Below are 22,531 nucleotides of genomic sequence, written 5' to 3'. Positions count from 1 at the left end.
AGGCCGTTTCGAAAGAAAATGAGTCAGGCATGATGGCGCAAGGACGATGAACGATACGCCGCAAAACCGGTTTGGCCGCAACGGGGGCAGAAGCGAAAACGGCCCGATCGTACCCAAGTCTCCCAGCCAGGCGTTTCGTCCCGAGCAGGGAACGCCGCCGCCCCGCCGCTCGCGAGCGGCCCGCAACCAGTTTGTCATCTTCCTCAATTTCGTCCTTTCGACCGTCATTCTCGCGGTCATTGCCATTGGCATCGCGCTCTGGTTCGGGCGTGAGGAATTTGTCGCCCCCGGCCCGGCGGCAACCGCAACCACCTTCACCGTCCCCCGGGCCGCCGGGACGAGCCAGATCGCAGCCCAGCTCGCCCGCCGCAACCTGATCACCGATGAACGCATCTTCTCGCTGGGGGTCCGGGCCTTCGGCAATGACGGCACGCTGAAGGCGGGCGAATATGAGATCAAGGCCGGCGCCTCCATGAAGGACATCATGGAATTGCTCAAGAGCGGCCGCTCCATCCTCTATTCGCTGACCGTGCCCGAGGGCTTCACGGTCGCACAGGTGATGAAGCGCATCGAGCAGAACGAGGTGCTGACCGGTGACATGCCCGCCGAAATGCCGCCGGAAGGCAGCCTGATTGCCGACACGCAGAAGTTCGAGCGCGGCACCGCCCGCAAGGATCTTGTCGAGCGCATGCGCAAGGCGCAGGAGCAATTGGTCCAGCGCATCTGGGAGCGCCGCGATCCCGACATTCCGGTCACCGATATCAATGAATTCGTCACGCTGGCTTCCATCGTGGAAAAGGAAACCGGTGTCGCGGACGAGCGCCCGCGTGTTGCCGCCGTTTTCATCAACCGTCTGCGCAAGGGCATGCGCCTGCAATCGGATCCGACAATCATCTACGGCTTGTTCGGCGGTGAGGGAAAGCCGTCGGACCGGCCGATCTATCGGTCGGATATCGAGAAGCCGACGCCCTACAACACCTATGTGATCGACGGTTTGCCGCCCGCGCCCATCGCCATTCCCGGCCGTGCCTCGCTGGAGGCCGTGGCCAATCCGTCGACCACCGACGAACTCTTTTTCGTCGCCGATGGCACCGGCGGCCACGTCTTTGCCCGCACACTGGACGAACACAATGAGAATGTCCGCCGCTGGCGCGAGGTCGAGCGGCAACGCGAAGCGGAAGCGAACAAGGCGGCCAGCGAGGCGGCGGGTGGTGAAGAAACGGCTCAGTAACGAGCCGGATGAGCGGGGGAGGCGGGCAATGGCATTGCAGAGCATGACGGGCTTCGCCCGCGCGGAAAGGGAGGCACCGGATGCGTCCTTCTCCTGGGAACTGAAATCCGTCAACGGCAAGGGGCTGGAAATCCGCTTGCGTCTGCCGCAGGGCATGGAGCGGATCGAGCAAGCCGTTCGCGCGGCCATCCAGCGCCGGTTTGCCCGTGGAAACATCCATGCAACTTTATCAGTCACCCGCACCGCGGGCCAGGGCGCTCCGGCCGTCAATCGTGAATTCCTGCATGAAGTTGCGCTGCTTGCGCAGCAATTGAGCAAGGAATACGGTTTCCGGCCCGCCTCCGCCGATGGCATCCTGGCGCTGCGCGGCGTCCTGGAGCAGGGCGAGACGGAGCAGGCGCCTGAGCAGCGGGAGGCTTTTGACGCCGAGCTTCTCTCGGCTCTGGATGCTGCGCTTGACGACCTCGCCGCGATGCGCGCCCAGGAGGGCAAGGCCCTGTCCGCGTTCCTGCTGCTGCAGATCGACGAGATCGAGGTGCTCACGCTTCGCGCCGAGGCCGATCCGTCGCGCCAGGCCGACGAGATCGCCAGGCGGTTGGCCCAGCAGGTTGACCTGCTCATGGCCTCCGGCAAGCAATTCGATGCAGACCGCCTTCACGCGGAAGCCGCGCTCCTGGCGGCCAAGGCCGATATTCGCGAGGAACTGGATCGTCTGAAAACGCATGTCGCCTCCGCGCGCGATCTCATCGCATCGGGCGGCAGGGCAGGCCGCAAGCTTGATTTCCTGGCACAGGAATTCAACCGCGAGGCCAATACCCTGTGTTCGAAGTCCAATGCCGCCGCCGTCACCGCGATCGGCTTGCAGATGAAGGTGGCCGTGGACCAGTTCCGCGAGCAGGTCCAGAACATTGAATGAGGAGCCGGCCATGCCGACCACGCTGACAAAGGCGTCCGTTCTTCCCTCGGCAGCGATCCGGCGCCGCGGACTCATGCTCGTCCTCTCGTCTCCCTCCGGTGCCGGCAAGTCCACCATTGCCCGCAACCTTCTGGAGAACGACAAGCAGCTTGAACTCTCGGTCTCGGTGACCACGCGTTCGCGGCGCCCGTCCGAGATCGACGGCGTCCACTATCATTTCACCAACCAGCGCGATTTCGAACGCATGCGCGACACCGACGCGCTTGTCGAATGGGCCGAGGTGCATGGCAATTTCTACGGAACGCCACGCGAGGCTGCCGAGAACGCGCTCGCCGAAGGCCGTGACATGCTTTTCGACATCGACTGGCAGGGCGCCCAGCAGATGAAGGAGAAGATGCGCGCCGACATCGTTTCCATCTTCATTCTTCCGCCGTCCATGGCGGAGTTGAAGGCCCGGCTCAAACGGCGGGCCGAGGACGCCGAAGAGATAATCGAGCGGCGGCTGGCCAATGCCCGCGCCGAGATCGAGCATTGGCGCGAATATGATTATGTCGTGGTCAATGACGATCTCGACCGGGCCTTTGGCGCTGTGCGCGCCATCGTTTCCGCCGAGCGCTTGCGCCGTGACCGCCGCCCGGGCCTGTTTGACTTCGTCAGCGGCCTGCTCGACGAGCAACTGGCCTGAAAGACGGGCGAAGTTCGTTCAGGTCAGGTTCGCCAGGCGTACGAACTCACCGATGTCCAGTGTCTCTGCCCGCCGTGTCGGGTCGATCCCGGCCTCGGCGAGCAGCGCCTCTCCGCCAAGCGGCTTCAGGCTCTGACGCAGCATCTTGCGCCGTTGGCCGAAGGCGGCCATCGTCACCCGTTCCAGTTTCGCCAATGCGCATGGCGCGGGAGCGGCTCGCGGCACGAGATGAACAACGGCGGAACTCACCTTCGGCGGCGGTGAAAAGGCTTGCGGCGGCAATTCGAAGGCGATGCGCGCTTCCGAACGCCAACCCGCCAGCACGCCGAGACGCCCATAGGCTGGCGTGCCCGGCGCAGCCACGATGCGCTGCGCCACTTCCTTCTGGAACATCAGCGTGAGCGATGTGTAGAAGGGCGGCCAGGGATCCGCGGTCAGCCAGCCCGTCAGCAGTTCCGTGCCGATATTGTAGGGCAGGTTGGCGACGATGCGTGTGTCGCCATGGCCCTCGGCAAGTCCTGCGAAATCGGTTTCCAGCGCATCGCCTGAAATGATCTCCAGCCGGCCGTCGTGATGGGCGGCGATCTGCTCCAGCGCGGGCAGGCAGCGTTCGTCCCGTTCCACGGCAATGACGCGCCGGGCGCCCGCGTGCAGCAGCGCCCGCGTCAGGCCGCCCGGACCCGGCCCCACCTCGATGACGGTGACACCTTCGAGCGGACCGGCGATCCGGGCAATCTTGGCGGTGATGTTCAGGTCCAGAAGGAAATTCTGGCCAAGCGATTTCCTTGCCGCAAGCCCATGGGCAGCAATCACGTCGCGCAGCGGCGGCAGCCCGTCCATGCTCACGCTGTCCTGGCGGCTCATGCGTCTGCGCCTTCATGTGCAGCCATCGCGGCTGCCATCCGGAGGGCGGCGATGAAGCTGTCCGGCCGTGCAATGCCCTTGCCGGCAATGTCGAAAGCCGTGCCATGATCGGGCGAAGTGCGGATGAAGGGCAGGCCGAGCGTGACATTGACGGCATCGTCGAAGCCGAGCGCCTTGGCCGGAATCAGGGCCTGGTCGTGATACATGCATATGGCCACATCGTAGCGCGAACGCGCCCGGTCGTGGAACATGGTGTCTGCCGGCAACGGACCGGCAATGTCATGACCCTCGGTCCGCAACCTGTCGAGAACGGGACCGATCACCTCGATCTCCTCACGGCCAAGGCTGCCGCCTTCGCCGGCATGCGGGTTCAGCCCGGCAACGGCGAGCCGCGGGCGCGCAAGCCCGAACCGCCGGCGCATGTCCGCAGCCGTGATCCGTATGGTCTCTTCCAGAAGATCGGGCGTGAGAGCAGCGGCAACGTCGCATAGCGGAATGTGAATGGTCACCGGCACCGTGCGCAGCTTCGGGCCGGCAAGCATCATCACCGGACGGACGGGAAGGCCGGTCGCGTCCGCCGAAAGGTGTGCCAGATATTCGGTGTGGCCGGGAAAGGCGAAACCGGCCTCGTAAAGCGGCCTCTTCGCAATCGGCAATGTGACAACGGCCGACGCCCGCCCATCCATCGTATCGGCCACCGCCCGTTCGATGGCGCCCGTGATCGCACCGGCATGGGCCGGATCGGGTACGCCGGCCTTGACCTCGTGCCCGCATGGCAGGCTGATGACCGGCAGCGCTTCGGCAAAGGCGTCGCACGCCTGCTCGGGACCGCTGATTTCCCGGATCGGCACGGAACATCCCGTGGCGATGGCCCGCGCCGCCAGAACCGTGCTGTCCGCGATGACATAGAAGGGCGGCAGCGCCGCTTCCGTTCGAATGCTCCATGCCCGGGCTGCGATCTCCGGGCCGATACCTGCGGGATCCCCGCCAGAAACAGAAAGCGGCTTCAAGGGATTATCGCTTGATGATCCGGGCCCGCTCGCGCAGTTCCTTCATGTACTTGTCGCTCAGCTTCTTGGCCTGCTCGTCCAGATCGCCCTCGTTGGTGAAGACCATCTGGGCAACGCGATCGTCGGAAACCAGTTTTGCACGGCAGATCGCGATGAATTCCGCGCCGCGATCCGTCACGCGGACCTTTGTGGCCTGGCCTTCATTGATCGCCTTGATGAGCGGCGCCCAGTCCGGCGGAAGTTCAGGCTCCAGCACGCGGCCGAGGTCGCGTACGGTCACGTCGAGCAACCCCTTGGCCTGGTCGTGTGTCTTGTCGCAGCCGGCAAAGCGCGTCCGCATGTTCTCCGCCTCGCGTTTGCGGGTGTTCAGCTTCGCGCTGCGCTCGGCGGCGGGGACGACGAAGATCACCTGCTGGAGAATGTATTCCGTGGCCGTCGGCTTGTCGCCGCCCTGGTTGAGCATGCGCTGGACCACATCCTGCTCGCTCATCCGCCCCTCGGCGCGAAAACGCGCCCGCAGCAGCGCCTGCCAGCCCATCTGGACGCGAATGAATTCCTTGAAATGCGCGGTCGTCACGCCGGATTGCGTCAGCACGCCTGAAAGCTGCTTGGGCGAAAGCTTGTTCTGCTTGGCGAAATTGGCGAAATTGGCGTCCACGGCGGATTTCGGGATGTTCACGTTAAGACGCTGCATCTCCACCGACCGCAGGGCCTGTTCCACCATGTCGTCGGCCGCCTGGCTGTTGATGTTGCCGCCACGTCGCTGGAGCCGCAGAAAGGCTGCCCGCCGCGCGATGTCATAGCTGGTGACCGGCAGGTTGTTGACCACGTAGCGTATTTCCGACGCCTGTGCCTGATTTGCAGCGGGACCGCCGCCGGCAAGTGGCGACAGCGCCATCGCGGTGGCGAGCGCGCCGGCAGTCAGGAATGTCTTCATGCGCAGGGTCATGCTGGCTCCGTTGAACTGGCGTTTTGGTCTCAGGACAGTCGGGTGCCCATTTTATGCGGCGAAAGCATGACGTCAAACGACGATCACTGCGAGTCCAGGTTCTCCCGCGATCCGAAATCGCCCAATGTACGGAAGGCGAGGCGGAAGCCCACCGAGCGGACCGGGTCGGCGGTCGGCACGCGCGGATTGCGGCTTTCGCTGAAGTTCAGCCCGAATGTGAAGCACTCGTCATCGTAGAGGAAGCCGACGCGCTTGCCCGAAATCATCTCATAGTTGAGATTGTAGGTCACGCCGCCATAAACCTTCCAGTCGCTGGCGAAGTTCAGGCTGGCATCCGCCGCGATTTCCGCGCGCCGTCCGGGGAAGGAATAGGTCGGCTGCGGTGCGATCTCGGTATAGCGAACGAGAAGGGAGCCGCGCGCATTGACGACGCCGGCCCGCGTCTCGAAGCGCTGCATGCTGAACGTGTCCTTGTCGAACCGCGCGGAAACCGAGGCGGCAAGGCCGTTCGGGCTGGCCACGCCGAACATGCCGACATAATCGGAACGGTCGGTCTCCAGGCCCGATTCGGCGCCGACGGCCACGAAGTCGGGCTGCGCATAGGGATTTTCGCCGGCCAGATGGAAGGACTGGCCGAACAGTCCGTTGGCCGACCAGCCATTGGCGAAACTGCCGGAATAGCGGACGCCGAGGTTGGCGCGCGTCCCGCCCTCGATCCGGTCCCAGCCGGCGAACTTGTCGCGCTGGAACAGGTTGGACGCATCGAAGACGAGGCTCTGTGCATCTTCGTTGGGCAGGCCGAGCGCGGTCTGATACGGCGCGTCGGGCCGCACGAAAATCTGCGCTGTCGGCTCGAACACATGCGTGGCGGACGTGGTGGAGAACAGGATCGGCCAGCGCAATTCAAGCCCGGCCGTCGCCATGTAGCGGAACCAGGCATTGCGGGTGTTCACCGCCACGCCGTTATTGGCGGCCATGAAACCGATAGCTGCATTGGTGGCCTGATTGTAGTCGGTGAACACGCCATCGCCGCGCAGGCCCAGCATCGGGGTGATGATGAGGCCGTTCTCGGTAATGTAGTTGCGCTTCCATTCCAGTTCGGCGGAGATGCGCTGGCTGGTGCCGGCCAGGCCTGGAATCGTTGCAATTCCGTTTGTAAGGGCGCTTGGTCCCGCCAGGATTTCGCTTTCCAGCAGGTTGTTGCCGGTATGGGTGACATCGCGATAGATGCTCTGCGCATTCACGTCGAGCGACAGTTCGCCACCCGCCACCGGTTCGTCGAAGGTCCTCGAATAGTCGAAGGAGGGCAGGGCCCATGCCTGCCGTTCGTCCCTGGCGCCCCTGCTGCCCTTCAGCGCATTCTCCTGCACGTCGAATTTCATGAAGCGCAGGTCGAGGAAATTGCGGTCGTGGAGGCCGGTCAGGTAGATTTCCGAGCGGCGCACGCTGTCGTCAAAGCCGTCGATCCCGTAGACGCGGGAGAAATTCTTGTCGGTCTGGTAGAGCAGGTCCCAGCCGAAAAGCCAGCGCGGATTGAGGCGGAACTCGCCCTTGGTGCCCACCATGTAGCGCTCGCGCACCGACGCGCTGACCGCGTCATTGTCGAATGCGCCGGGAGACCGCTGGCGGATGCCGGCCCCCTTGATGAAAAACGCGCCGTTGTTGAACTGCTTGCGGAACTCCACTTCGCCCATGAACCCCTGGCGCGTGTAATAGGTCGGCGTCAGAAGCAGGTCATGGGTCGGTGCCAAGGCGATATTGAAGGGTGTGCCGACACCCCAGCCGAGCGCCGAATTGTTCGAGATTCGCGGAAACAGGAAGCCGGTCTTCCGCTTGATCGTCGGGTCCGCCATGGAGAAGCTGGGCAGGTAGGCGATCGGCATGCCGAAGAATTCGAAACTGGCATCCCTGAACCGGACAACCCGCTCCTTGCCGTCCCAGATGATCCGGCGTGCCTTGATCTGCCAGATCGGGGCCTTGTCCGGATTGTCCTGGCAGGGCTCGCAGGCCGTGTAGACGCCATTGTTGAATGTGGTGACGTTCCCGCCCTCGCGGGTGGCGCTTTCGGCCGCGAAACGGGTATTGTCCGTCGTTTCCACGCGCAGCGCATTGACGAAGCCGTCGCCAAGATCGTCGGTGATGTCGATTTCGTCGGCATAGATGCGATTGCCGTCGCGCTCGATGATCTCGACATTGCCGGAAGCCATCACCCTGCGGTTGGCCTGGTCGTAGCTGACCTGTTCGGCTACCACCTTGTATCCGTCATAGTCGATCTGGACATTGCCGCGCGCCGTTACCGTGCCGCGGTCATTGTCATAGACCAGCGTGTCGGCTTCCATGAGCATCTGCGCGTTGGGGTCGGTGCTGCCGGCCAGCGAGCGCACATCCTGCGCCAGGACGGGGGAGAAACCCGATGGCAGGGCGGCTGCGAGAAGCGCCAGGGCGCTGACGCCCGCCAGCCGCGCCGTCCGGACCGTGGAGTGTCCTGTCCCCCGAAAACGCACCACCTTATCCGTCCTCCCGATGCAGTAGAAAGCTGATCCCGATGAAGGCTGCAATCACGACGGGCGACCATGCTGCGATGACGGGAGGCACGAAACCGGAACTTCCAAACGCCTTGACCAGAACCGAAGCGACATAAAGCAGAAAACCCGCGGCAATGCCACCCACGATCATCGCGCCCGATTGCCCGAAACGGACGAAGCGCAATGACACCGTTGCCGCGATGAGGGTCATCGCCACAAGCAGTGCAGGCAGAGCAATAAGCGATTGGAATTGCATGCGCAACGGGTAAGCCGGATATCCGAAGGCTTGTGCGACTTCAATTTTTGCGGGCAGTGCGAAAAAGGGCACAGAATCCGGCTCCGCCAGCCGCTGGCTCACCAGTTCGGGCCGCAGGTTCGTGGCTACGCGCGCCTGCTGCACCTGTTCCGGCTGCGCGCCGAGTCGCGTCTCGCGCACATTCACCAGTTGCCAGAAACCGTCCTTGAGGATCGCGCGCTCGGCATCCTGGCGCCGTTCGATGGCGCCGTCCCTGCCGATGTGGATGAAGACCGGGCTGGCCAGCACGGTGCCGTCACGCAACACCGCCTTGGCACCGATGATCGTTTCCCCGTCTTCCGTCTTCTGGCGCAGCCACGGTACGCTTGTGGCGATGCTGGTGTTGGAGGCCCGTGCGCGCCAGTCGGCCTCGATGGCATTGGCTTCCTCGAAGCCGCGCGCCGACAGCGGATTGAGAACCGTGACGGCCAGTGCCCCGAAGGCGAACGCGCCCAGGCAGATCGGCGCCAGGAACTGCCAGGCGGAAACGCCCGAGGCGCGCGCCACGACCAGTTCGTGCCGGCGGTTGAGCGAGATCAGCGTCGCCATGCCGGAAAACAGCGCGATGAAGGGTACGATCTGCTGCATCAGGAACGGGATCCGCATGGCAGAGATGAACAGCGCGCCCGCCATCGTGTATTTGGGCAGGTTGGAGGTGCGCGAGGAGAATTCCGTGAAATCGATCAGGAAGGCCAGCGCGAAAATCCCGGTGAAGAACCAGGCGGTGATCACGGCATAACGGCGCAGGAAGTACCGCCCAAGCGTCCATCCGGGATAGGGCACGATCATGCCGCGGCCCCCCGGATGCCAAGCCAGGCCTGAAGCCTTGCCGGCAGCAGGCGGGCGGCGCGGTTTCGCCACGAATCGGCCAGCGCCTGCATCCGTTCAGCCTGATGCGCGGGCAGTTCCAGTGTCCGCGACGTGGCGAACAGCCATGCCGTCAGCGCAATCGCGGCGATGGGAATCACGTAGAGCGCGAAAGCGAAAACCACGGTCTCGTCGGCCTTGCCGAAGCTGAAATAGCTCATCCAGCGCACCAGCAGCACGGTGCCGATCGTCGATATCATCGGGTGCAGGCGCGCCTCGCGATGCGAACGCGCATTGCCGGCAATGGAGAGCGCGATCAGCCCGAAAACCAGCGGGTTGAGCCAGGTCGTCAGCCTTGAATGGATCTCGGCCACGAACAGTCCGGGCATCGATTTCAGATAGGTATCGTCGGGATCCGGGTTGAGCAGATAGGTCAGAGGACGGTCCTTCGGCCACAGGTTCACCTTGCCGGTGGAGGGCGTGAACTCCGCCAGGTCGAAGACATAGGAATTGAACCGGATGATCGAGACGGGCTCGCCCGGCCGGTTGCGGTGGATCTCGCCGTCGCGCATCGCCAGGAAGTTGGCGCCGTCCTTCTCGCCCAGCACCGCCGTCTTTGCGTAATAGGTCAGATCGACGTCCTTGGTGCGCGAATCGGCAACGAAGACGGATCCGAGCTGCCCGTCCGCCCGCCGCTCGCCCACCTGCAGGAACAGGTTGTCGTCGATCCGCCGGAAGGCACCTTCCTGGATCAGCGTGCTGATCAGGCCGGCCCGCGCCTCGGCGATCATTTCGCGCACCGTTTCGCGGGTGATCGGCGCGACGACGTTGTGAACAAGAAAGGTCGCGATGCAGGCTGCGCCTGCCAGCACGAGCACCGGTTTAGCAAGCGTCACGCGGGATGTGCCCGCCGCATTGATTACCACGAGTTCGGAATCGGTGTTCATCGTGGTCAGCGCATGGGCGACGCCGATGGCGACAGCGATCGGCATCACTTCCGGCACGACATTGGGCAGGATGAGCGTCGCCAGTTGAAGGAAGTCCAGCGCCGACTGGCCGGTATCGGTCACCAGGTTGATGCGGTTGAGCACCTGCACTGTCCAGGCGATCGTCAGCGTCGAGATCGTGGCCGCCAGAAAGACCGACGTCATTCGCCGCAGCAGGTATCGTTCGATGATGTTGAGCGTCATCCCGTATCCCTGTCGGCCGATGCGTAAACGCCGGTCCCCTGTCGCATCGCCTGCGAACGGCACCGCTTGCCGCTGTGTCCGACCGTCTCTCTTAATGGGCGAAGCTTGGCTAAAAAAGGGCCAAGAAACGCGGTTAACGAAGAGTTGCACACGCGTCCAGCCTTGCCAATCGCGTCAAAACGCCCAAGATCAGGCGCTTGTCATCCAGATTCCCCGAAAAACCGGAGTTGTCATGTCTTCTCGCCCCTCCATCAAGTTCGCGAAAATGTCTGTTCCCGAGAAGGGGGCCGTCATTCTTCTGGCCGGCGAAGATGCCGCGCTGTCGCAATCGGCGCTCGCCTGCGATCCGGACGGCGTTGCCGCGCGGGCGGCCGGAGATGCCGAATTCAAGGGCAAGCTGGCTGCCTCGCTGGAAATTCTCGCCCCCTCCGGTCCCGGCTTCTCGCGCCTCGCGCTCGTGGGTGCCGGCAAGCCGGACGAGCGCAAGGGCAGTGCCTGGTCGCGTATCGGCGGGGCTGCCATGGGGGCCGCCGGAAAGGCCGGTGAAATCGCCGTGATCGCAGACCTTCCCGATGGCGTCATGGCACCGGAGGCGGTGGCCGAACTGGCCATGGGCATGGTGCTGCGCGCCTACACCTTCGACAAGTACAAGACGAAGAAGGGCGACAAGAAGGACAAGGCCGCGAAAGTGACCGTGCATTGCGCCGATCCTTCGGCCGCGAAGAAGGCGTGGGCCGACGCCGAAGCCCTGGCCGACGGCATGATGCTGGCCCGCGACCTGGTGAACGAGCCGGCCAACATTCTCGGGCCGGAGGAATTCGCCGGCAAGGCGAAGGCGCTGGAAGAACTCGGGGTCGAGGTGGAAATCCTGACCGAGAAGGAGATGAAGAAGCTTGGCATGGGCGCGCTTCTGGGCGTCGCCCAGGGCTCGGTTCGCCCGCCGCGCCTGGCTGTCATGCAGTGGAACGGCGGCAAGTCCAAGGATCAGCCGGTTGCTTTCATCGGCAAGGGCGTGGTGTTTGACACCGGCGGCATCTCCATCAAGCCGGCCGCCGGCATGGAGGACATGAAGGGCGACATGGGTGGTGCGGCCGCCGTCACCGGCCTGATGCATGCCTTGGCGGCGCGCAAGGCCAAGGTGAATGCCATTGGCGTGATCGGCCTTGTGGAAAACATGCCCGACGGCAATGCGCAGCGTCCCGGCGACATCGTCACCTCCATGTCGGGCCAGACCATCGAGGTGCTGAACACCGATGCCGAAGGCCGCCTGGTGCTCTGCGATGCGCTGCATTACGTCAATGACCGCTTCAAGCCGGCCTTCATGATCAACCTTGCCACGCTGACCGGCGCCATCATCGTCGCGCTCGGCCATGACCATGCCGGCTTGTTCTCCAACAATGACGAACTGGCCGAGAGGCTTCATGCCGCGGGCAGGGAGACCGACGAGAAAGTCTGGCGCATGCCCTTGGCGCCGGAATACGACAAGCTGATCGACTCCAAGAACGCCGACATGAAGAATATCGGCGGCCGCTGGGCCGGCTCCATCACCGCCGCCCAGTTCCTGCAACGTTTCGTCGGCGATACGCCCTGGGCGCATCTCGATGTCGCCGGCACGGCCATGGGCTCGCCGTCCAGCGAAATCTCGAAGGGCTGGGCATCCGGTTTCGGCGTGCGCCTGCTCGATCGCCTGGTGCGCGAGCACTACGAGAAATAGGGCTTACGTCCCGTCCTGGCGATGCGTGGCGTCCTGGTGGCGCCGCGCATTGGCCTCGGCGCGTTCAAGCAGGCTGAACAGCAATTGCGTTTCCTGCGCCGTGAAACCGTCGAGAAGGCGCGCGTTCACCTCCTCCCAGAAATCGCGCAAGTGCGTCAGCTTCCCGGCTGCCGGGCCGAGGCGGACATGGATTGCGCGCCGGTCCCCGGCATTGGCTTCCCGGCGCACCAAATCCTTCTGCTCCATCCTGTCCAGAATGCGCGAGATCGCCGGCGCGTTGTTGCCGGTGTAGCGGACAAGATCGCCGACTGACAGCCCGTCGCGGCGCCATAGGGCTGACAGCACCACCCATTGTGCCAGCGTCAGATCGTGCCTGGACAGCATGGCCTGGCACATGGCCGTCGCCGCGCCAGCGGTGAAATTGAGCGCCCGGCCCAGCGAGCGGGGGGCTTGCAAACCATCATTTTCCATGTAATCTGTTTCCATGTAAATATTATGTGGGCTTTGCTTGTATTGTGCAAGCCCTGTGCGCTTGCCATGACACCCTGAAAGGAGCGATGCCATGCACCTGCCGACCCGCTACCACCCCGTACTTGTCGCGCTGCATTGGATCATGGCAGCGATGATTGTCGTCGCGCTTGTCATGGGCGGTGCTGTCCTGGCCGAAACGCCCAACAGCGATCCCGGCAAGATCGACGCGCTGCGCGGGCACATGATCTTCGGACTGTTGCTGCTGCTGCTCGTGCTCGTCCGCCTTGTCGTCCGGCTGCGCACGCCCCGGCCCGGCCACGCCTCCACCGGCAATCCCGTGCTCGACCGCATCGGCGTGTGGACGCACCGCGCCTTCTATGCGCTCATTGTCCTTGTGGCGCTGTCGGGCATCGGCATTTCGGCTCTTGCCGGGCTGCCGGGCATCGTGTTCTTCGCCAATGGCGAGCCGCTGCCGGCGGATTTCTGGGCTTATTCGCCGCGCTATGGCCATGCTGTTCTCACAAAGCTGCTCGGCGTCCTGGTCCTTGCCCACGTGGCGGCAGCGCTTTGGCATCAGTTCGGCCGCAAGGACCGGCTGATGGCGCGCATGTGGTTCGGCAGGAGCGGGCGGTAGCCCTGTCAGAACGCCGTCGGGACATCGGGAAATGCCACCTGCGGCTTCGGCTTGATCTCGCGCAGGTCTTTCGCCAGGTCTTCCACCTGTTCGCTCAGCGTCCGCTCCACGCCAACCGGCTTGTGCGTCTCCAGGCGCGGAACCCTTGTCTTCAGCATGGCATCCGGATCGGGAGCGATCGGCCGGATCGTGCTGCATGTCACGCCCTTGCTTCCCTGTTGCACGCATTGCGCAAGGGCAGGGGAGCCGGGCAGGACGGCTGCAAGCATCAGCGCGGGCAGGGTGGCGATTTTCATGGCGCCAGATATCGTGTGAAAAAACGGCGCGGGCAAGGCAGCGGACAAGCCTGCGCCGTTGCAAGCCGGTGTCCCGCTGTCCCATATAGTCTCCATGGCCGAGGTTCTTTTCTATCACCTGACCGAATCGACGCTCGAGGAGGCGCTGCCCGCCCTTCTGGAGCGCTCGCTGCAACGTGGCTGGAACGTGGTGATCCAGACCGGGACTGAAGAGCGGCGCGACGGGCTGGATCTTCACCTGTGGACCTACAGGGACGAAAGCTTCCTGGCCCATGCGACGGATCGCGCCGAACACGCCGCCGAAAACCCGGTGGTGCTGACATGCGGCGCGAACAACCCGAACGGCGCGACGATTCGCTTTCTTGTCGATGGCGCAACGCCGCCCGATCTTTCCGGCTATGAGCGCGGCGTCTTCATGTTCGATGGCCATGATCCTGACCAGTTGAACCACGCTCGTGCGCAATGGAAGGCACAAAAGGCCGCCGGCCACGACCTGACTTATTGGCAGCAGACGCCGGAACGGCGATGGGTGAAGAAGGCATGAGCTCAGACAGTCCCGACGATTTCCGCAGCCGGCGCGAGGCCATGAAGGCGCGTATCGATCCGCTGGACCGCGATGCCGGCGCAACGGTTTCCGAACGCAAGGCCTTCTTCGATCAGGTCTATGCCATGGCCGGCGGCGACGAAGCGGCCGTGCCATGGGCCGACCTTAAGCCCAAGGACAAGCTGCTGGAGTGGCTGGCAGCCCATCCCGGTAATGGCCGCACCGCCATCGATATCGCCTGCGGTCTGGGCGACAATGCCGAGGCGCTGGCCGCGGCCGGCTATGCCACCACGGCCTTCGACCTTTCGGAGAAGGCGGTGGAATGGGCGAGACGGCGGTTTCCCGGAAGCGCAGTCGATTATCAGACGGCAAACCTGCTGTCGCCGCCGCCTGAATGGATCGCCGGTTTCGACCTTGTCCACGAATGCTACACCATCCAGTCCGTGCCGCCGGCCATGCAGCAGGCATTCTCGCAAGCGGTGGCCGCTCTGGTAAGGCCGGGCGGGCGGTTGCTCGTCTATACGCGCCTGCGTCCGGAAGGCAGCGCCCATGAGGGGCCGCCCTGGCCGCTGATGCCGTCGCAAACCGGAGCCTTCGCCGGGCTCGGCCTTGTCGAGGAGCATCGCGAGCATTTCGACATCCTGCGCCCGGATCGCAGGATCGCGCATGAATTTTCCGTCTGGCACAAGCCGGCCTGAGCGACCGGGGGAAACGTGCATGCTTCGCTTCATCTTTCTTCTGGTCATGCTCGCCGGATTGGGCGCGGCGGTCGGCTATCCCTGGGCCGTGGAAAATTTCTCCGGCACCGAACTGGGCACCATTCGGGTTTACGACCGCGAAACGGGCTTCACGCCGGCGCGCGTGATCGTCTCGCCGGTGGACGCGCCGGTGCGTGTCCTCGTTGATCTGACCGCGCTGCCGCAGCGCATCCTGGCGTCCGACCGCACTGTCATCGACCTGACCATCGCGAGCGCTGGCGGAACGCAACGCACGGAGCGGCTCGACTTCGCCCCGGCTCAGGCCAACCGCGAGGATGCGGGCCTGTCCTCCGAACAGGTCTACCGTGTCTCGGCAGGAACGCTGGAGCCACGCATTACCGACGAATATACCTTCACCTTCGCTCCGGCAGGCAATCAGGCCATCGAAATGAAGACGCTGGACCTTGTCCTGCGCCGCAACGCGCTGGCCTGGGACAAGCGCGTCCAGCCGGCAGGCTTCATCGCCGCCGCGCTGGGCTTCATCGGCTTCGTCCTGGCGTTCAGACGCCGCAAGCGTCCGCCAGTGGAGCCGCAACGGCGCAAATGGGGCAGGGGCTGACGCGGGCGCCCCTGCCGGTCCTGGCGTGGCTGCCATCCGCCCGGCGCGCTCTTGAACCGCCTGTTTGTGATTTGGCGCACAGATGCACGGCCATTTGTGGCATAATACGGGATGCGGAGGGGCAACCACGGAGGTTGCTATGTCACGTCAATCCAGTCTTCACACATCCGGCCGGTTCGCCGCCACCTTGGCCTTGGCGGGTGCAGCGCTGCTTTTTGCCACGGCCGCGTTCGCCCAGGCAAATGCCGGAAATCAGGGTGGGCCGGATACCGGCAACGGGTCCGACAGACGGTCCAACTGCACTGCCGCGCCCTGTCCGACCGCCCAAAGGGAGGCGCCACGGCCGGATTGTTCCTGCGATATCCGGCGCATGAACACGGCCAATGGCGTCGTGCTGGTCCGCGATTGCTATGTGCAGGTCAATGGCCGGATGCAGTATTGCGAGGCCAGGCGGTAGCAATCTGCCAGCCGGAAAAGCCGCGCCCGTGTCTTCGGGCGCGGCACTTTGGCTGCCCTGTTTCCGAGGCACGCTGGTCAGAACGGCATCGGATAGTGCCGGTGGATGGCGTCGATCCGCTCCAGCACGTCCGCGCCAAGCGCCACGTCCTTGGCGGCGATGTTGGTCTTGAGCTGTTCCATCGAGGTTGCGCCGATGATGACCGAAGCCATGAAGGGCTTGGCCAGGCACCAGGCGAGCGCCATCTGCGCGGGGTCGAGGCCACACTCGCGTGCCAGCCCGACATAGGCCTCCATGGCCGGAATGGCATGCGCCTGCCAGCGCCCGCCGAGATTGTCCGTGATCGAGCGGCGCGAGCCGGCCGGAATGGCACCGTCGAGATACTTGCCAGTCAGGATGCCGGCAGCCAGCGGGGAGTAGGTCAGCAGGCCCACATCCTCGTGGTGCGAAAGCTCGGCCCAGTCGGTGTCGAAAAGGCGGCACATCAGGTTGTACTCGTTCTGCACCGAAGCCACGCGCGGTCCGCCGCTGCGCTCCGCGATCTCCAGCATCTTCGCCACGCCCCAGACCGTGTCATTGGAAACGCCAAGCGCGCGGATCTTGCCTTCCTTGACCAATGCGTCTGCCGTGGCCACGGTCTCTTCAAGGTCGGCCTGCGCCTGCGCCTTGTCCTGCTTCCAGGGCGCGTAGGCCCAGTTCTGCCGGAAATGATAGGAGCCGCGATTGGGCCAGTGAATCTGGTAGAGGTCGATATGATCCGTCCCGAGCCGCTTCAGGCTGTTTTCCACCGCCTCGCGAATGGTCAGGGCATTGGCGGGCGCACCATCGCGCACCGTCTTGTTGCCCTTGCCGACGATCTTGGTGGCGATGACGATGTCGTCACGCCGCCCGCGCGCCTTCAGCCATGAGCCGATGATCTCCTCGGTTCGTCCCGCCGTCTCGGCGCGGATCGGGTTGGTCGGGTACATTTCCGCGGTGTCGAAGAAGTTGATGCCCTGTTCGACGGCATGATCCATTTGTGCATGGCCGTCCGCTTCGCTGTTCTGCTCGCCCCAGGTCATGGTGCCGAGGCAGATTTCGGAAATGGCGATGCCGGTCCGGCCGAGCGGATTCATTTTCATCGGTTCTGTATCCTGATCGTGAAGGGGATTTGCCCAGGGGCAAAGACATAGCCGAAGACGGCTTCATGTCCAGTGCCCGCCGAAGATGGATTGCCGGAGAGGGAAGGCGGTTTCAGATTTCGCCGAAATCGCCGCCACGGCCCTTGCCGGATGAGAAACGCGCAGCCCCGGCGACGCCGTCGCGGGTGAAGGTGTCCAGGCTGCGCCACTCGTTGGCCAGCGCTTGCGCCGGCTCCTTGCCCCATTGGTTCAGCGCGCTCATCCGGTCGGCGCGCATGGTCGCCTGCGGAAAGCGCGTCAGCGTCTGCGCCAGTTCCAGCGCCGTCGCCAGCGCCGAACCATCGGCGCAGACAGTGGTTGCAAGCCCGATGGCGAGGCATTCGTCCGCATCCACCCGTCGCCCGGTCAGGATCAGGTCCATGGCGCGGCCCTGGCCAACGATGCGCGGCAGGCGCACCGTGCCGCCATCGATCAAGGGCACCCCCCAGCGCCGGCAATAGACGCCCATATAGGCGCTTTCCTCCATCACCCGCAGGTCGCACCACAGCGCCAGTTCCATGCCGCCAGCAACGGCCGGGCCCGAAATCGCGGCAATGACCGGTTTGGACAGCATCAGCCGCGTCGGCCCCATCGGACCGGGCCGCGGGTCGGCCGCCGGATTGTCCCAATCCTCGCCGATGACGTGACGCGAAAACCAGTCGGCATCCATCCCTTGGGCGGCCGCCTTCAGGTCGAAGCCCGCGCAGAAGGCGCCCGGAACCCCGGTCAGGATCGCCACGCGCTGGCTCTGATCCGCCTCGAAGGCAAGGAACGCCTCGTAAAGCGCCGAGGCCATGGCCGGGTTGACGGCATTGCGCGCCTCCGGCCGGTCGATGGTGACGGTCGTCACCGCGCCGTCTGCGGTCATGCGTATCGTCACCCCGCCATTGCCTCCTCGTATTGCGCGGACATGTCCAGCCAGCTTTCCTCGGTCTGCGCCAGTTTCGCGGTCAGGTCAGCCCGTTCCTTGCCCAGATCGGCGGCCTTCTTCGCGTTCTTCTCATAGAGCGAAGGGTCGGCCAATTCGGTTTCGATGGACGCAATCCGCTTGCCAAGCTTTTCCATCAAGGTCTCGGTTTCCTTGATCTTTCTTGCCAGCGGCTTGAGTTGCTCGCGCTTCTGCGCCGCCTCGCGCCGCTGGTCCGCCTTGGAGACGGCGGCGGGGCCGTCTTCCTTCGGCCTCTTCGCCTCGCCTGCCGCCCTGGCCGCGCCGGTGATGAACTGGCGGTAGTCGTCGAGATCGCCGTCATAGGGTTTGACGCCGCCGTCATGCACCAGCCAGAGCCGGTCGGCGGTGGCTTCGACAAGGTGCCGGTCGTGCGAGATCACGATCACGGCGCCCGGAAAATCGTTCAGCGCCTCGATCAGCGCCTGCCGGCTGTCGATGTCGAGATGGTTGGTCGGCTCGTCGAGGATCAGAAGGTTCGGGCCGTCGAAGGCGGCAAGTCCCATCAGCAGCCGCGCCTTTTCCCCACCCGAGAGGTTCTTGGCCGGCGTATCCATCTTCTCCGTCGCCAGCCCCATTTGTGCCACGCGGGAGCGCACGCGGGCCTCCGGCTCTTTCGGCATCAGCGCGCGCACGTGGTCGGCCGGGCTGTCGTCTGGCCGCAGGTCGTCCATCTGGTGCTGGGCGAAGAAGGCCACCTTCAGATTGGGCGACAGCGTGATCGATCCGGTTTCCGGTTGCAACCGTCCGGCGATCATCTTGGCGAAGGTGGATTTGCCATTGCCATTGGCGCCCAGCAGCGCGATCCGGTCGTCGGCGTCGATCCGTAGCGAAAGCCGCTTGAGAACCGGCTGGCCGGGCACATAGCCCACCGAACCGCCGTCGATTGCAATGGCCGGCGAGGCAGCGCGTTTTTCCGGCTCGGGAAAGCGGATCGGCGCGACATGATCGTTCACGGCTGCCGATATGGGGGCCATGCGCTCCAGCGCCTTGAGCCGGCTTTGCGCCTGGCGCGCCTTGGAAGCCTTGGCGCGGAAGCGTTCGACAAAGCTTTCCATGTGCTTGCGCTTGGCTTCCTGCTTCTCCCGGCTTTTTTCCTGGAGGATCGCCTTCTCGGCCCGCTGGCGCTCGAACTGGTCATAGCCGCCGCGCCAGAAGGTCAGCTTCTGCTGATCGAGATGGACGATGGAATTGACGGCCCGGTTGAGCAGGTCACGGTCGTGCGAGATGAGCAGAACGGTGTGCGGATAGCGGGCAAGATAGGTCTCCAGCCACAGCGTGCCTTCAAGGTCGAGATAGTTGGTCGGCTCGTCCAGCAGCAGCAGGTCGGGCTCGGCGAACAGCACGGCGGCCAGTGCGACGCGCATCCGCCAGCCACCGGAAAAGCTCTTCGCCGGGCGTTTCTGCGCCTCGGCATCGAAGCCCAGCCCTGCCAGGATGGAGGCAGCACGCGCTTCGGCCGAATGCGCCTGGATGTCGGCTAGCCGGGTCTGGATGTCTGCGATGCGATGCGGATCGGTCGCCGTCTCCGCCTCCGCCATCAGGGCAAGGCGCTCCGTGTCGGCCTTCAGCACGATCTCGATCAGCGGCTCGTCCGTACCCGGCGCTTCCTGCGCCACCTGGCCTATTCTCATGTTTTTCGGCAGGTGGATGGAGCCGGTTTCGGGCGCCAGGTCGCCGGCAATGGCGCGAAAAAGGGTGGTCTTGCCCGTGCCGTTGCGCCCCACCAGTCCGGCCTTCGCGCCTTCGGGCAGCGACAGCGTGGCATGGTCGATGAGCAGGCGTCCGGCAATGCGAAGCGAAAGGTCGGATATCGTCAGCATGGCCCGCTTTTGACCGATGCGGGGGAGCGGCGCAAGGGGTCAGGCGAAGCGCCTGCCTTCCGGCGCGCGGTGGAACTGGATCAGGTCGAGTCCCGGCGGCGTCTCGCCCAGAACCGAAAGGATCATGTGCGCCTGCCCGCGATGATGTGTTTGGTGATTGAAGAAATGGCTGAGCGCCGGTGCAAGCCGCTGGCTGACCGTCCTGAGGTCCGTCATGGTCGTATAGGTGAAACGCCCGGCCACCGCCGCGTCGTCCAGCCCGTCGATGAAGGCGAGGATGCGCCGGTCCTCGGCTTCACGCGCGGCCCGCAGGCTGGCAAGGTCTTCGTAGAGGATCGTGTCCAGCGAAGGCGGATTGGTGCCTTCGCCGGTGAATCGCTTCATCCAGACGCGGTCGCCGACGAGGATATGGTTCAGCGTGCCCATCATCGACTTGAAGAAGGCGCCACAATCGCGCCGCCAGGCCGCATCGTCCAGCGCGCCGGCCGCATCGTAGAGCCGCCCGTTCGCCCAGGCATTGTAATGCGCGAACATCTGGAAATTTTGTCTGGCGTCCACTTTCCTTGTCCCCCGCCTGTGGCAATAGTGTCGCCACAATAACGAATTGCGAGGGACAGAACAGTGACCATTCAGCTTTACGATCTCGTCGGCGCCGATGCCGCCCGCCCGTTCAGCCCCCATTGCTGGAAGACGGCGATGTCGCTGGCCCACAAGGGCCTGGATTTCACCCGCGTGCCGACCCGTTTTCCCGAAGTGGCGAAAATCGAGGGCGGGGCATCGAAGACGGTGCCGGTCATCAATGACGGCGGCAAGGTGGTGGCGGACAGTTTCGCCATCGCCGAGTATCTTGAAGACGCCTATCCGGACAGGCCGAGCCTGTTCGGCGGGGAGGGAGGCCGCGCAACCGCGCGCTTCGTCGAAAGCTGGACGCAATGGGTCATCCACCCGCAGCTTGTGCGCGTCGCCATCATGGACATTCACGACTGCCTGTCGCCGGAAGACCGGGAATGGTTCCGCGCCGACCGCGAGGGCAAGTTCGGCAAGCCGCTGGAAGAGCTGCGTCTGTCCGGCGAGGAGGCGCAGGCCGCGTTCACGAAAACGCTCGATCCGCTGCGCGCCACGCTGAAGAAGCAGGCTTTCATCGGCGGTGCCGGCCCGCTCTTTGCCGATTACATCGTCTTTGGCGCGTTCCAGTGGGCCCGCGTGGTCTGCCCGCATGAATTCCTGCCGCAAGGCGATCCGGTGGCCGATTGGTTCGGCCGCTGCCTCGATCTGCATGACGGGCTTGGGCGCCAGGTTCCCGCCTGCGGCTGAGGCGGCGTTGCGGGCGTCTTTCGTTTTTCATCCAGACGCGCTATAGCGCCCGCGAACCGGCGCTGCGGGCCGCGCCCGCGGCGCCGCGCCATTTCAAGACAACAAACGGATCCGAGGACCATCATGGCCATTGAACGTACCTTTTCGATGATCAAGCCCGACGCCACCAAGCGCAACCTGACCGGTGCCATCACCAAGATGCTGGAAGATGCCGGCCTGCGCGTCGTCGCTTCCAAGCGCGTGTGGATGAGCCGCCGTCAGGCCGAGCAGTTCTATGCCGTCCACAAGGAGCGTCCCTTCTTCGGTGAACTGACCGAGTTCATGTCCTCCGGCCCGACCATCGTGCAGGTGCTGGAAGGCGAAAACGCCATTGCCAAGAACCGCGAAGTCATGGGCGCCACCAACCCGGCCGATGCCGCCGAGGGCACGATCCGCAAGGCCTTCGCCCAGTCCATCGGCGAAAATTCCGTCCACGGCTCCGATGCGCCGGAAACGGCTGCCGAGGAAATCGCCTTCTGGTTCGGCGGCAACGAGATCGTCGGCTGACCACGGGTGACGGACTGCCTGCGCAGGCATCCGATACGAGACTGCGAAAGCCGGGCCCCGCGCCCGGCTTTTCGTTGTCCGGATGCGGCTTTCCGCCGCGTTACGATTGCTTCACTGATTTATGACATGATCATGGGGCAAGAGAACCGGAACCAACAACGACCGGCAGGCAGGCGTGTTCGATCACAGGGAATATACGGCCCGCGAGATCCTCGCTGACGGCATCGTGCACGGAGTGGCCATCGCCGCCAGTCTGGCTGCGGGCGGCGCGGTGCTGGCGCTGGCAACGATCTACCTGGAGCCGGGCATCCGGCTGGCGCTCACCGTCTATGCGGTCACGCTGGTCGCCATGTTCGCCTTTTCCATGGCCTACAATCTCATTCCGCATCCGCCGCTCAAGCCGCTGCTGCGCCGGTTCGACCAGGCTGCCATCTTTCTGAAGATTGCCGGCACCTACACGCCGCTGACGGTGCTGATCGGCTCTGTCTTTTCGCATACCATGCTGGCGCTCATCTGGCTGGCCGCTCTGGCCGGCGTTGCGCTCAAGATGTTCGGCCGTATGCATCGCGACCGCTACACGATCCCGCTTTATCTCGGGCTGGGATGGGCCAGCGTCGCGCTGGTCTGGCCCATGATGCAGACCCTGCCGACGGTGGATGCGGTGCTGATCATCGCCGGCGGCCTGCTGTACACGGCTGGACTGGTGTTCCATGTCTGGCATTCGCTGGCCTACCAGAATGCCATCTGGCACGGCTTCGTCGCCGCGGCCGCAACCTGCCATTTCACCGCCGTTTCGCACGCCTCCTTCACGCTCGGTGTGCTCACGGCCTGAACAGG

The 22,531-nt window shown here is 64.4% G+C and carries 24 protein-coding genes; 12 read left to right on the top strand and 12 right to left on the bottom strand.

Annotation, left to right across the window (positions count from 1 at the left end; all coding sequences use genetic code 11):
• The first annotated feature begins 46 nt into the window (after positions 1-46).
• From mltG to gmk, 3 genes are read left to right on the top strand one after another with little or no spacing between them, the layout of a single operon-like run.
• Positions 47-1,231 carry an endolytic transglycosylase MltG gene (gene mltG / locus R3D65_RS02095; protein WP_371273574.1) on the top strand — a complete coding sequence of 395 codons (1,185 nt, stop codon included), beginning with the start codon at positions 47-49 and terminating at the stop codon, positions 1,229-1,231.
• A gap of 28 nt (positions 1,232-1,259) precedes the next feature.
• The gene (locus R3D65_RS02090) at positions 1,260-2,147 is read left to right on the top strand and encodes a YicC/YloC family endoribonuclease (protein ID WP_371273573.1); all 888 of its coding nucleotides are present in this window, start codon (positions 1,260-1,262) and stop codon (positions 2,145-2,147) included.
• 10 nt (positions 2,148-2,157) lie between these two features.
• Complete coding sequence (gene gmk / locus R3D65_RS02085; protein ID WP_371273572.1) at positions 2,158-2,832, top strand: guanylate kinase; 675 nt, start codon at positions 2,158-2,160, stop codon at positions 2,830-2,832.
• 18 nt (positions 2,833-2,850) lie between these two features.
• Here gmk and rsmA read toward each other — a convergent pair whose 3' ends face one another.
• The 6 genes from rsmA to lptF form a co-directional block, all read right to left on the bottom strand.
• Entirely contained in the window at positions 2,851-3,678 is an 828-nt protein-coding gene (gene rsmA / locus R3D65_RS02080; RefSeq protein ID WP_371274337.1) for a 16S rRNA (adenine(1518)-N(6)/adenine(1519)-N(6))-dimethyltransferase RsmA, read from the bottom strand.
• A 14-nt stretch (positions 3,679-3,692) separates the two neighbouring features.
• Entirely contained in the window at positions 3,693-4,706 is a 1,014-nt protein-coding gene (gene pdxA, locus R3D65_RS02075) for a 4-hydroxythreonine-4-phosphate dehydrogenase PdxA (protein WP_371273571.1), read from the bottom strand.
• A 4-nt stretch (positions 4,707-4,710) separates the two neighbouring features.
• Entirely contained in the window at positions 4,711-5,655 is a 945-nt protein-coding gene (locus tag R3D65_RS02070) for a SurA N-terminal domain-containing protein (protein ID WP_371273570.1), read from the bottom strand.
• Positions 5,656-5,738: 83 nt separating this feature from the next.
• Positions 5,739-8,162, bottom strand: a complete 2,424-nt coding sequence (locus R3D65_RS02065) for an LPS-assembly protein LptD (protein ID WP_371273569.1) — start codon at positions 8,160-8,162, stop codon at positions 5,739-5,741.
• 1 nt (position 8,163) lies between these two features.
• Positions 8,164-9,264, bottom strand: coding sequence for an LPS export ABC transporter permease LptG (lptG, locus tag R3D65_RS02060; protein ID WP_371273568.1), 1,101 nt, complete (start codon positions 9,262-9,264; stop codon positions 8,164-8,166).
• Complete coding sequence (gene lptF / locus R3D65_RS02055) at positions 9,261-10,472, bottom strand: LPS export ABC transporter permease LptF (protein WP_371273567.1); 1,212 nt, start codon at positions 10,470-10,472, stop codon at positions 9,261-9,263. The genes lptG and lptF overlap by 4 nt, the downstream gene beginning before the upstream one ends.
• A gap of 232 nt (positions 10,473-10,704) precedes the next feature.
• Between lptF and R3D65_RS02050 the strand changes: the two genes are divergently transcribed.
• Positions 10,705-12,186, top strand: coding sequence for a leucyl aminopeptidase (locus R3D65_RS02050; RefSeq protein ID WP_371273566.1), 1,482 nt, complete (start codon positions 10,705-10,707; stop codon positions 12,184-12,186).
• Positions 12,187-12,189: 3 nt separating this feature from the next.
• On the opposite strand, the gene R3D65_RS02045 is transcribed toward R3D65_RS02050, so the two are convergent.
• Positions 12,190-12,657: a MarR family winged helix-turn-helix transcriptional regulator gene (locus R3D65_RS02045; protein ID WP_371273565.1), complete on the bottom strand. Its 468-nt coding sequence runs from the start codon at positions 12,655-12,657 to the stop codon at positions 12,190-12,192.
• Between the two features lie 91 nt (positions 12,658-12,748).
• On the opposite strand from R3D65_RS02045, the gene R3D65_RS02040 reads away from it, so the two are divergent.
• Complete coding sequence (locus tag R3D65_RS02040) at positions 12,749-13,291, top strand: cytochrome b (RefSeq protein ID WP_371273564.1); 543 nt, start codon at positions 12,749-12,751, stop codon at positions 13,289-13,291.
• A gap of 5 nt (positions 13,292-13,296) precedes the next feature.
• Here R3D65_RS02040 and R3D65_RS02035 read toward each other — a convergent pair whose 3' ends face one another.
• Positions 13,297-13,587 carry a hypothetical protein gene (locus R3D65_RS02035; RefSeq protein ID WP_371273563.1) on the bottom strand — a complete coding sequence of 97 codons (291 nt, stop codon included), beginning with the start codon at positions 13,585-13,587 and terminating at the stop codon, positions 13,297-13,299.
• A gap of 94 nt (positions 13,588-13,681) precedes the next feature.
• On the opposite strand from R3D65_RS02035, the gene R3D65_RS02030 reads away from it, so the two are divergent.
• From R3D65_RS02030 to R3D65_RS02015, 4 genes are all read left to right on the top strand, one after another.
• Positions 13,682-14,131, top strand: coding sequence for a DNA polymerase III subunit chi (locus tag R3D65_RS02030; protein WP_371273562.1), 450 nt, complete (start codon positions 13,682-13,684; stop codon positions 14,129-14,131).
• Positions 14,128-14,829 (top strand): class I SAM-dependent methyltransferase, encoded by a 702-nt coding sequence (locus R3D65_RS02025; protein ID WP_371273561.1) that lies wholly within the window; start codon positions 14,128-14,130, stop codon positions 14,827-14,829. Before R3D65_RS02030 ends, R3D65_RS02025 begins: the two co-directional genes overlap by 4 nt.
• A gap of 19 nt (positions 14,830-14,848) precedes the next feature.
• The gene (locus R3D65_RS02020; RefSeq protein WP_371273560.1) at positions 14,849-15,448 is read left to right on the top strand and encodes a hypothetical protein; all 600 of its coding nucleotides are present in this window, start codon (positions 14,849-14,851) and stop codon (positions 15,446-15,448) included.
• A 139-nt stretch (positions 15,449-15,587) separates the two neighbouring features.
• Positions 15,588-15,905, top strand: coding sequence for a hypothetical protein (locus tag R3D65_RS02015; RefSeq protein ID WP_371273559.1), 318 nt, complete (start codon positions 15,588-15,590; stop codon positions 15,903-15,905).
• A gap of 77 nt (positions 15,906-15,982) precedes the next feature.
• Here R3D65_RS02015 and R3D65_RS02010 read toward each other — a convergent pair whose 3' ends face one another.
• The 4 genes from R3D65_RS02010 to R3D65_RS01995 form a co-directional block, all read right to left on the bottom strand.
• Entirely contained in the window at positions 15,983-17,026 is a 1,044-nt protein-coding gene (locus tag R3D65_RS02010; RefSeq protein ID WP_371273558.1) for an aldo/keto reductase, read from the bottom strand.
• A 112-nt stretch (positions 17,027-17,138) separates the two neighbouring features.
• Positions 17,139-17,933 carry a crotonase/enoyl-CoA hydratase family protein gene (locus tag R3D65_RS02005; RefSeq protein WP_371273557.1) on the bottom strand — a complete coding sequence of 265 codons (795 nt, stop codon included), beginning with the start codon at positions 17,931-17,933 and terminating at the stop codon, positions 17,139-17,141.
• 8 nt (positions 17,934-17,941) lie between these two features.
• Positions 17,942-19,834, bottom strand: coding sequence for an ABC-F family ATP-binding cassette domain-containing protein (locus R3D65_RS02000; RefSeq protein ID WP_371273556.1), 1,893 nt, complete (start codon positions 19,832-19,834; stop codon positions 17,942-17,944).
• 39 nt (positions 19,835-19,873) lie between these two features.
• On the bottom strand, positions 19,874-20,368 hold the full coding sequence (locus R3D65_RS01995) for a DinB family protein (RefSeq protein ID WP_371274336.1): 495 nt from the start codon (positions 20,366-20,368) through the stop codon (positions 19,874-19,876).
• A gap of 87 nt (positions 20,369-20,455) precedes the next feature.
• Between R3D65_RS01995 and R3D65_RS01990 the strand changes: the two genes are divergently transcribed.
• From R3D65_RS01990 to R3D65_RS01980, 3 genes are all read left to right on the top strand, one after another.
• A complete protein-coding gene (locus R3D65_RS01990) occupies positions 20,456-21,148 on the top strand; it encodes a glutathione S-transferase family protein (RefSeq protein WP_371273555.1) in 693 nt (230 codons plus the stop codon).
• A 123-nt stretch (positions 21,149-21,271) separates the two neighbouring features.
• The gene (gene ndk, locus R3D65_RS01985; protein WP_099304891.1) at positions 21,272-21,694 is read left to right on the top strand and encodes a nucleoside-diphosphate kinase; all 423 of its coding nucleotides are present in this window, start codon (positions 21,272-21,274) and stop codon (positions 21,692-21,694) included.
• A 175-nt stretch (positions 21,695-21,869) separates the two neighbouring features.
• Complete coding sequence (locus tag R3D65_RS01980; RefSeq protein WP_371273554.1) at positions 21,870-22,526, top strand: hemolysin III family protein; 657 nt, start codon at positions 21,870-21,872, stop codon at positions 22,524-22,526.
• The last annotated feature ends 5 nt before the right edge of the window (positions 22,527-22,531 follow it).

This window comes from Zhengella sp. (assembly GCF_041397485.1).
Taxonomy (GTDB): domain Bacteria; phylum Pseudomonadota; class Alphaproteobacteria; order Rhizobiales; family Rhizobiaceae; genus Zhengella.
This window is presented reverse-complemented; position numbering and strand designations above follow the sequence as displayed.

Bases quoted from the DNA above. Each gene is read 5' to 3' on its own strand.
- mltG (WP_371273574.1), top strand. From the start codon at position 47: ATGAACGATACGCCGCAAAACCGGTTTGGCCGCAACGGGGGCAGAAGC.
- R3D65_RS02090 (WP_371273573.1), top strand. From the start codon at position 1,260: ATGGCATTGCAGAGCATGACGGGCTTCGCCCGCGCGGAAAGGGAGGCA.
- gmk (WP_371273572.1), top strand. From the start codon at position 2,158: ATGCCGACCACGCTGACAAAGGCGTCCGTTCTTCCCTCGGCAGCGATC.
- R3D65_RS02070 (WP_371273570.1), bottom strand. From the start codon at position 5,655: ATGACCCTGCGCATGAAGACATTCCTGACTGCCGGCGCGCTCGCCACC.
- lptG (WP_371273568.1), bottom strand. From the start codon at position 9,264: ATGATCGTGCCCTATCCCGGATGGACGCTTGGGCGGTACTTCCTGCGC.
- lptF (WP_371273567.1), bottom strand. From the start codon at position 10,472: ATGACGCTCAACATCATCGAACGATACCTGCTGCGGCGAATGACGTCG.
- R3D65_RS02050 (WP_371273566.1), top strand. From the start codon at position 10,705: ATGTCTTCTCGCCCCTCCATCAAGTTCGCGAAAATGTCTGTTCCCGAG.
- R3D65_RS02045 (WP_371273565.1), bottom strand. From the start codon at position 12,657: ATGGAAAATGATGGTTTGCAAGCCCCCCGCTCGCTGGGCCGGGCGCTC.
- R3D65_RS02040 (WP_371273564.1), top strand. From the start codon at position 12,749: ATGCACCTGCCGACCCGCTACCACCCCGTACTTGTCGCGCTGCATTGG.
- R3D65_RS02035 (WP_371273563.1), bottom strand. From the start codon at position 13,587: ATGAAAATCGCCACCCTGCCCGCGCTGATGCTTGCAGCCGTCCTGCCC.
- R3D65_RS02030 (WP_371273562.1), top strand. From the start codon at position 13,682: ATGGCCGAGGTTCTTTTCTATCACCTGACCGAATCGACGCTCGAGGAG.
- R3D65_RS02025 (WP_371273561.1), top strand. From the start codon at position 14,128: ATGAGCTCAGACAGTCCCGACGATTTCCGCAGCCGGCGCGAGGCCATG.
- R3D65_RS02020 (WP_371273560.1), top strand. From the start codon at position 14,849: ATGCTTCGCTTCATCTTTCTTCTGGTCATGCTCGCCGGATTGGGCGCG.
- R3D65_RS02015 (WP_371273559.1), top strand. From the start codon at position 15,588: ATGTCACGTCAATCCAGTCTTCACACATCCGGCCGGTTCGCCGCCACC.
- R3D65_RS02010 (WP_371273558.1), bottom strand. From the start codon at position 17,026: ATGAAAATGAATCCGCTCGGCCGGACCGGCATCGCCATTTCCGAAATC.
- R3D65_RS02005 (WP_371273557.1), bottom strand. From the start codon at position 17,933: ATGACCGCAGACGGCGCGGTGACGACCGTCACCATCGACCGGCCGGAG.
- R3D65_RS02000 (WP_371273556.1), bottom strand. From the start codon at position 19,834: ATGCTGACGATATCCGACCTTTCGCTTCGCATTGCCGGACGCCTGCTC.
- R3D65_RS01995 (WP_371274336.1), bottom strand. From the start codon at position 20,368: ATGTTCGCGCATTACAATGCCTGGGCGAACGGGCGGCTCTACGATGCG.
- ndk (WP_099304891.1), top strand. From the start codon at position 21,272: ATGGCCATTGAACGTACCTTTTCGATGATCAAGCCCGACGCCACCAAG.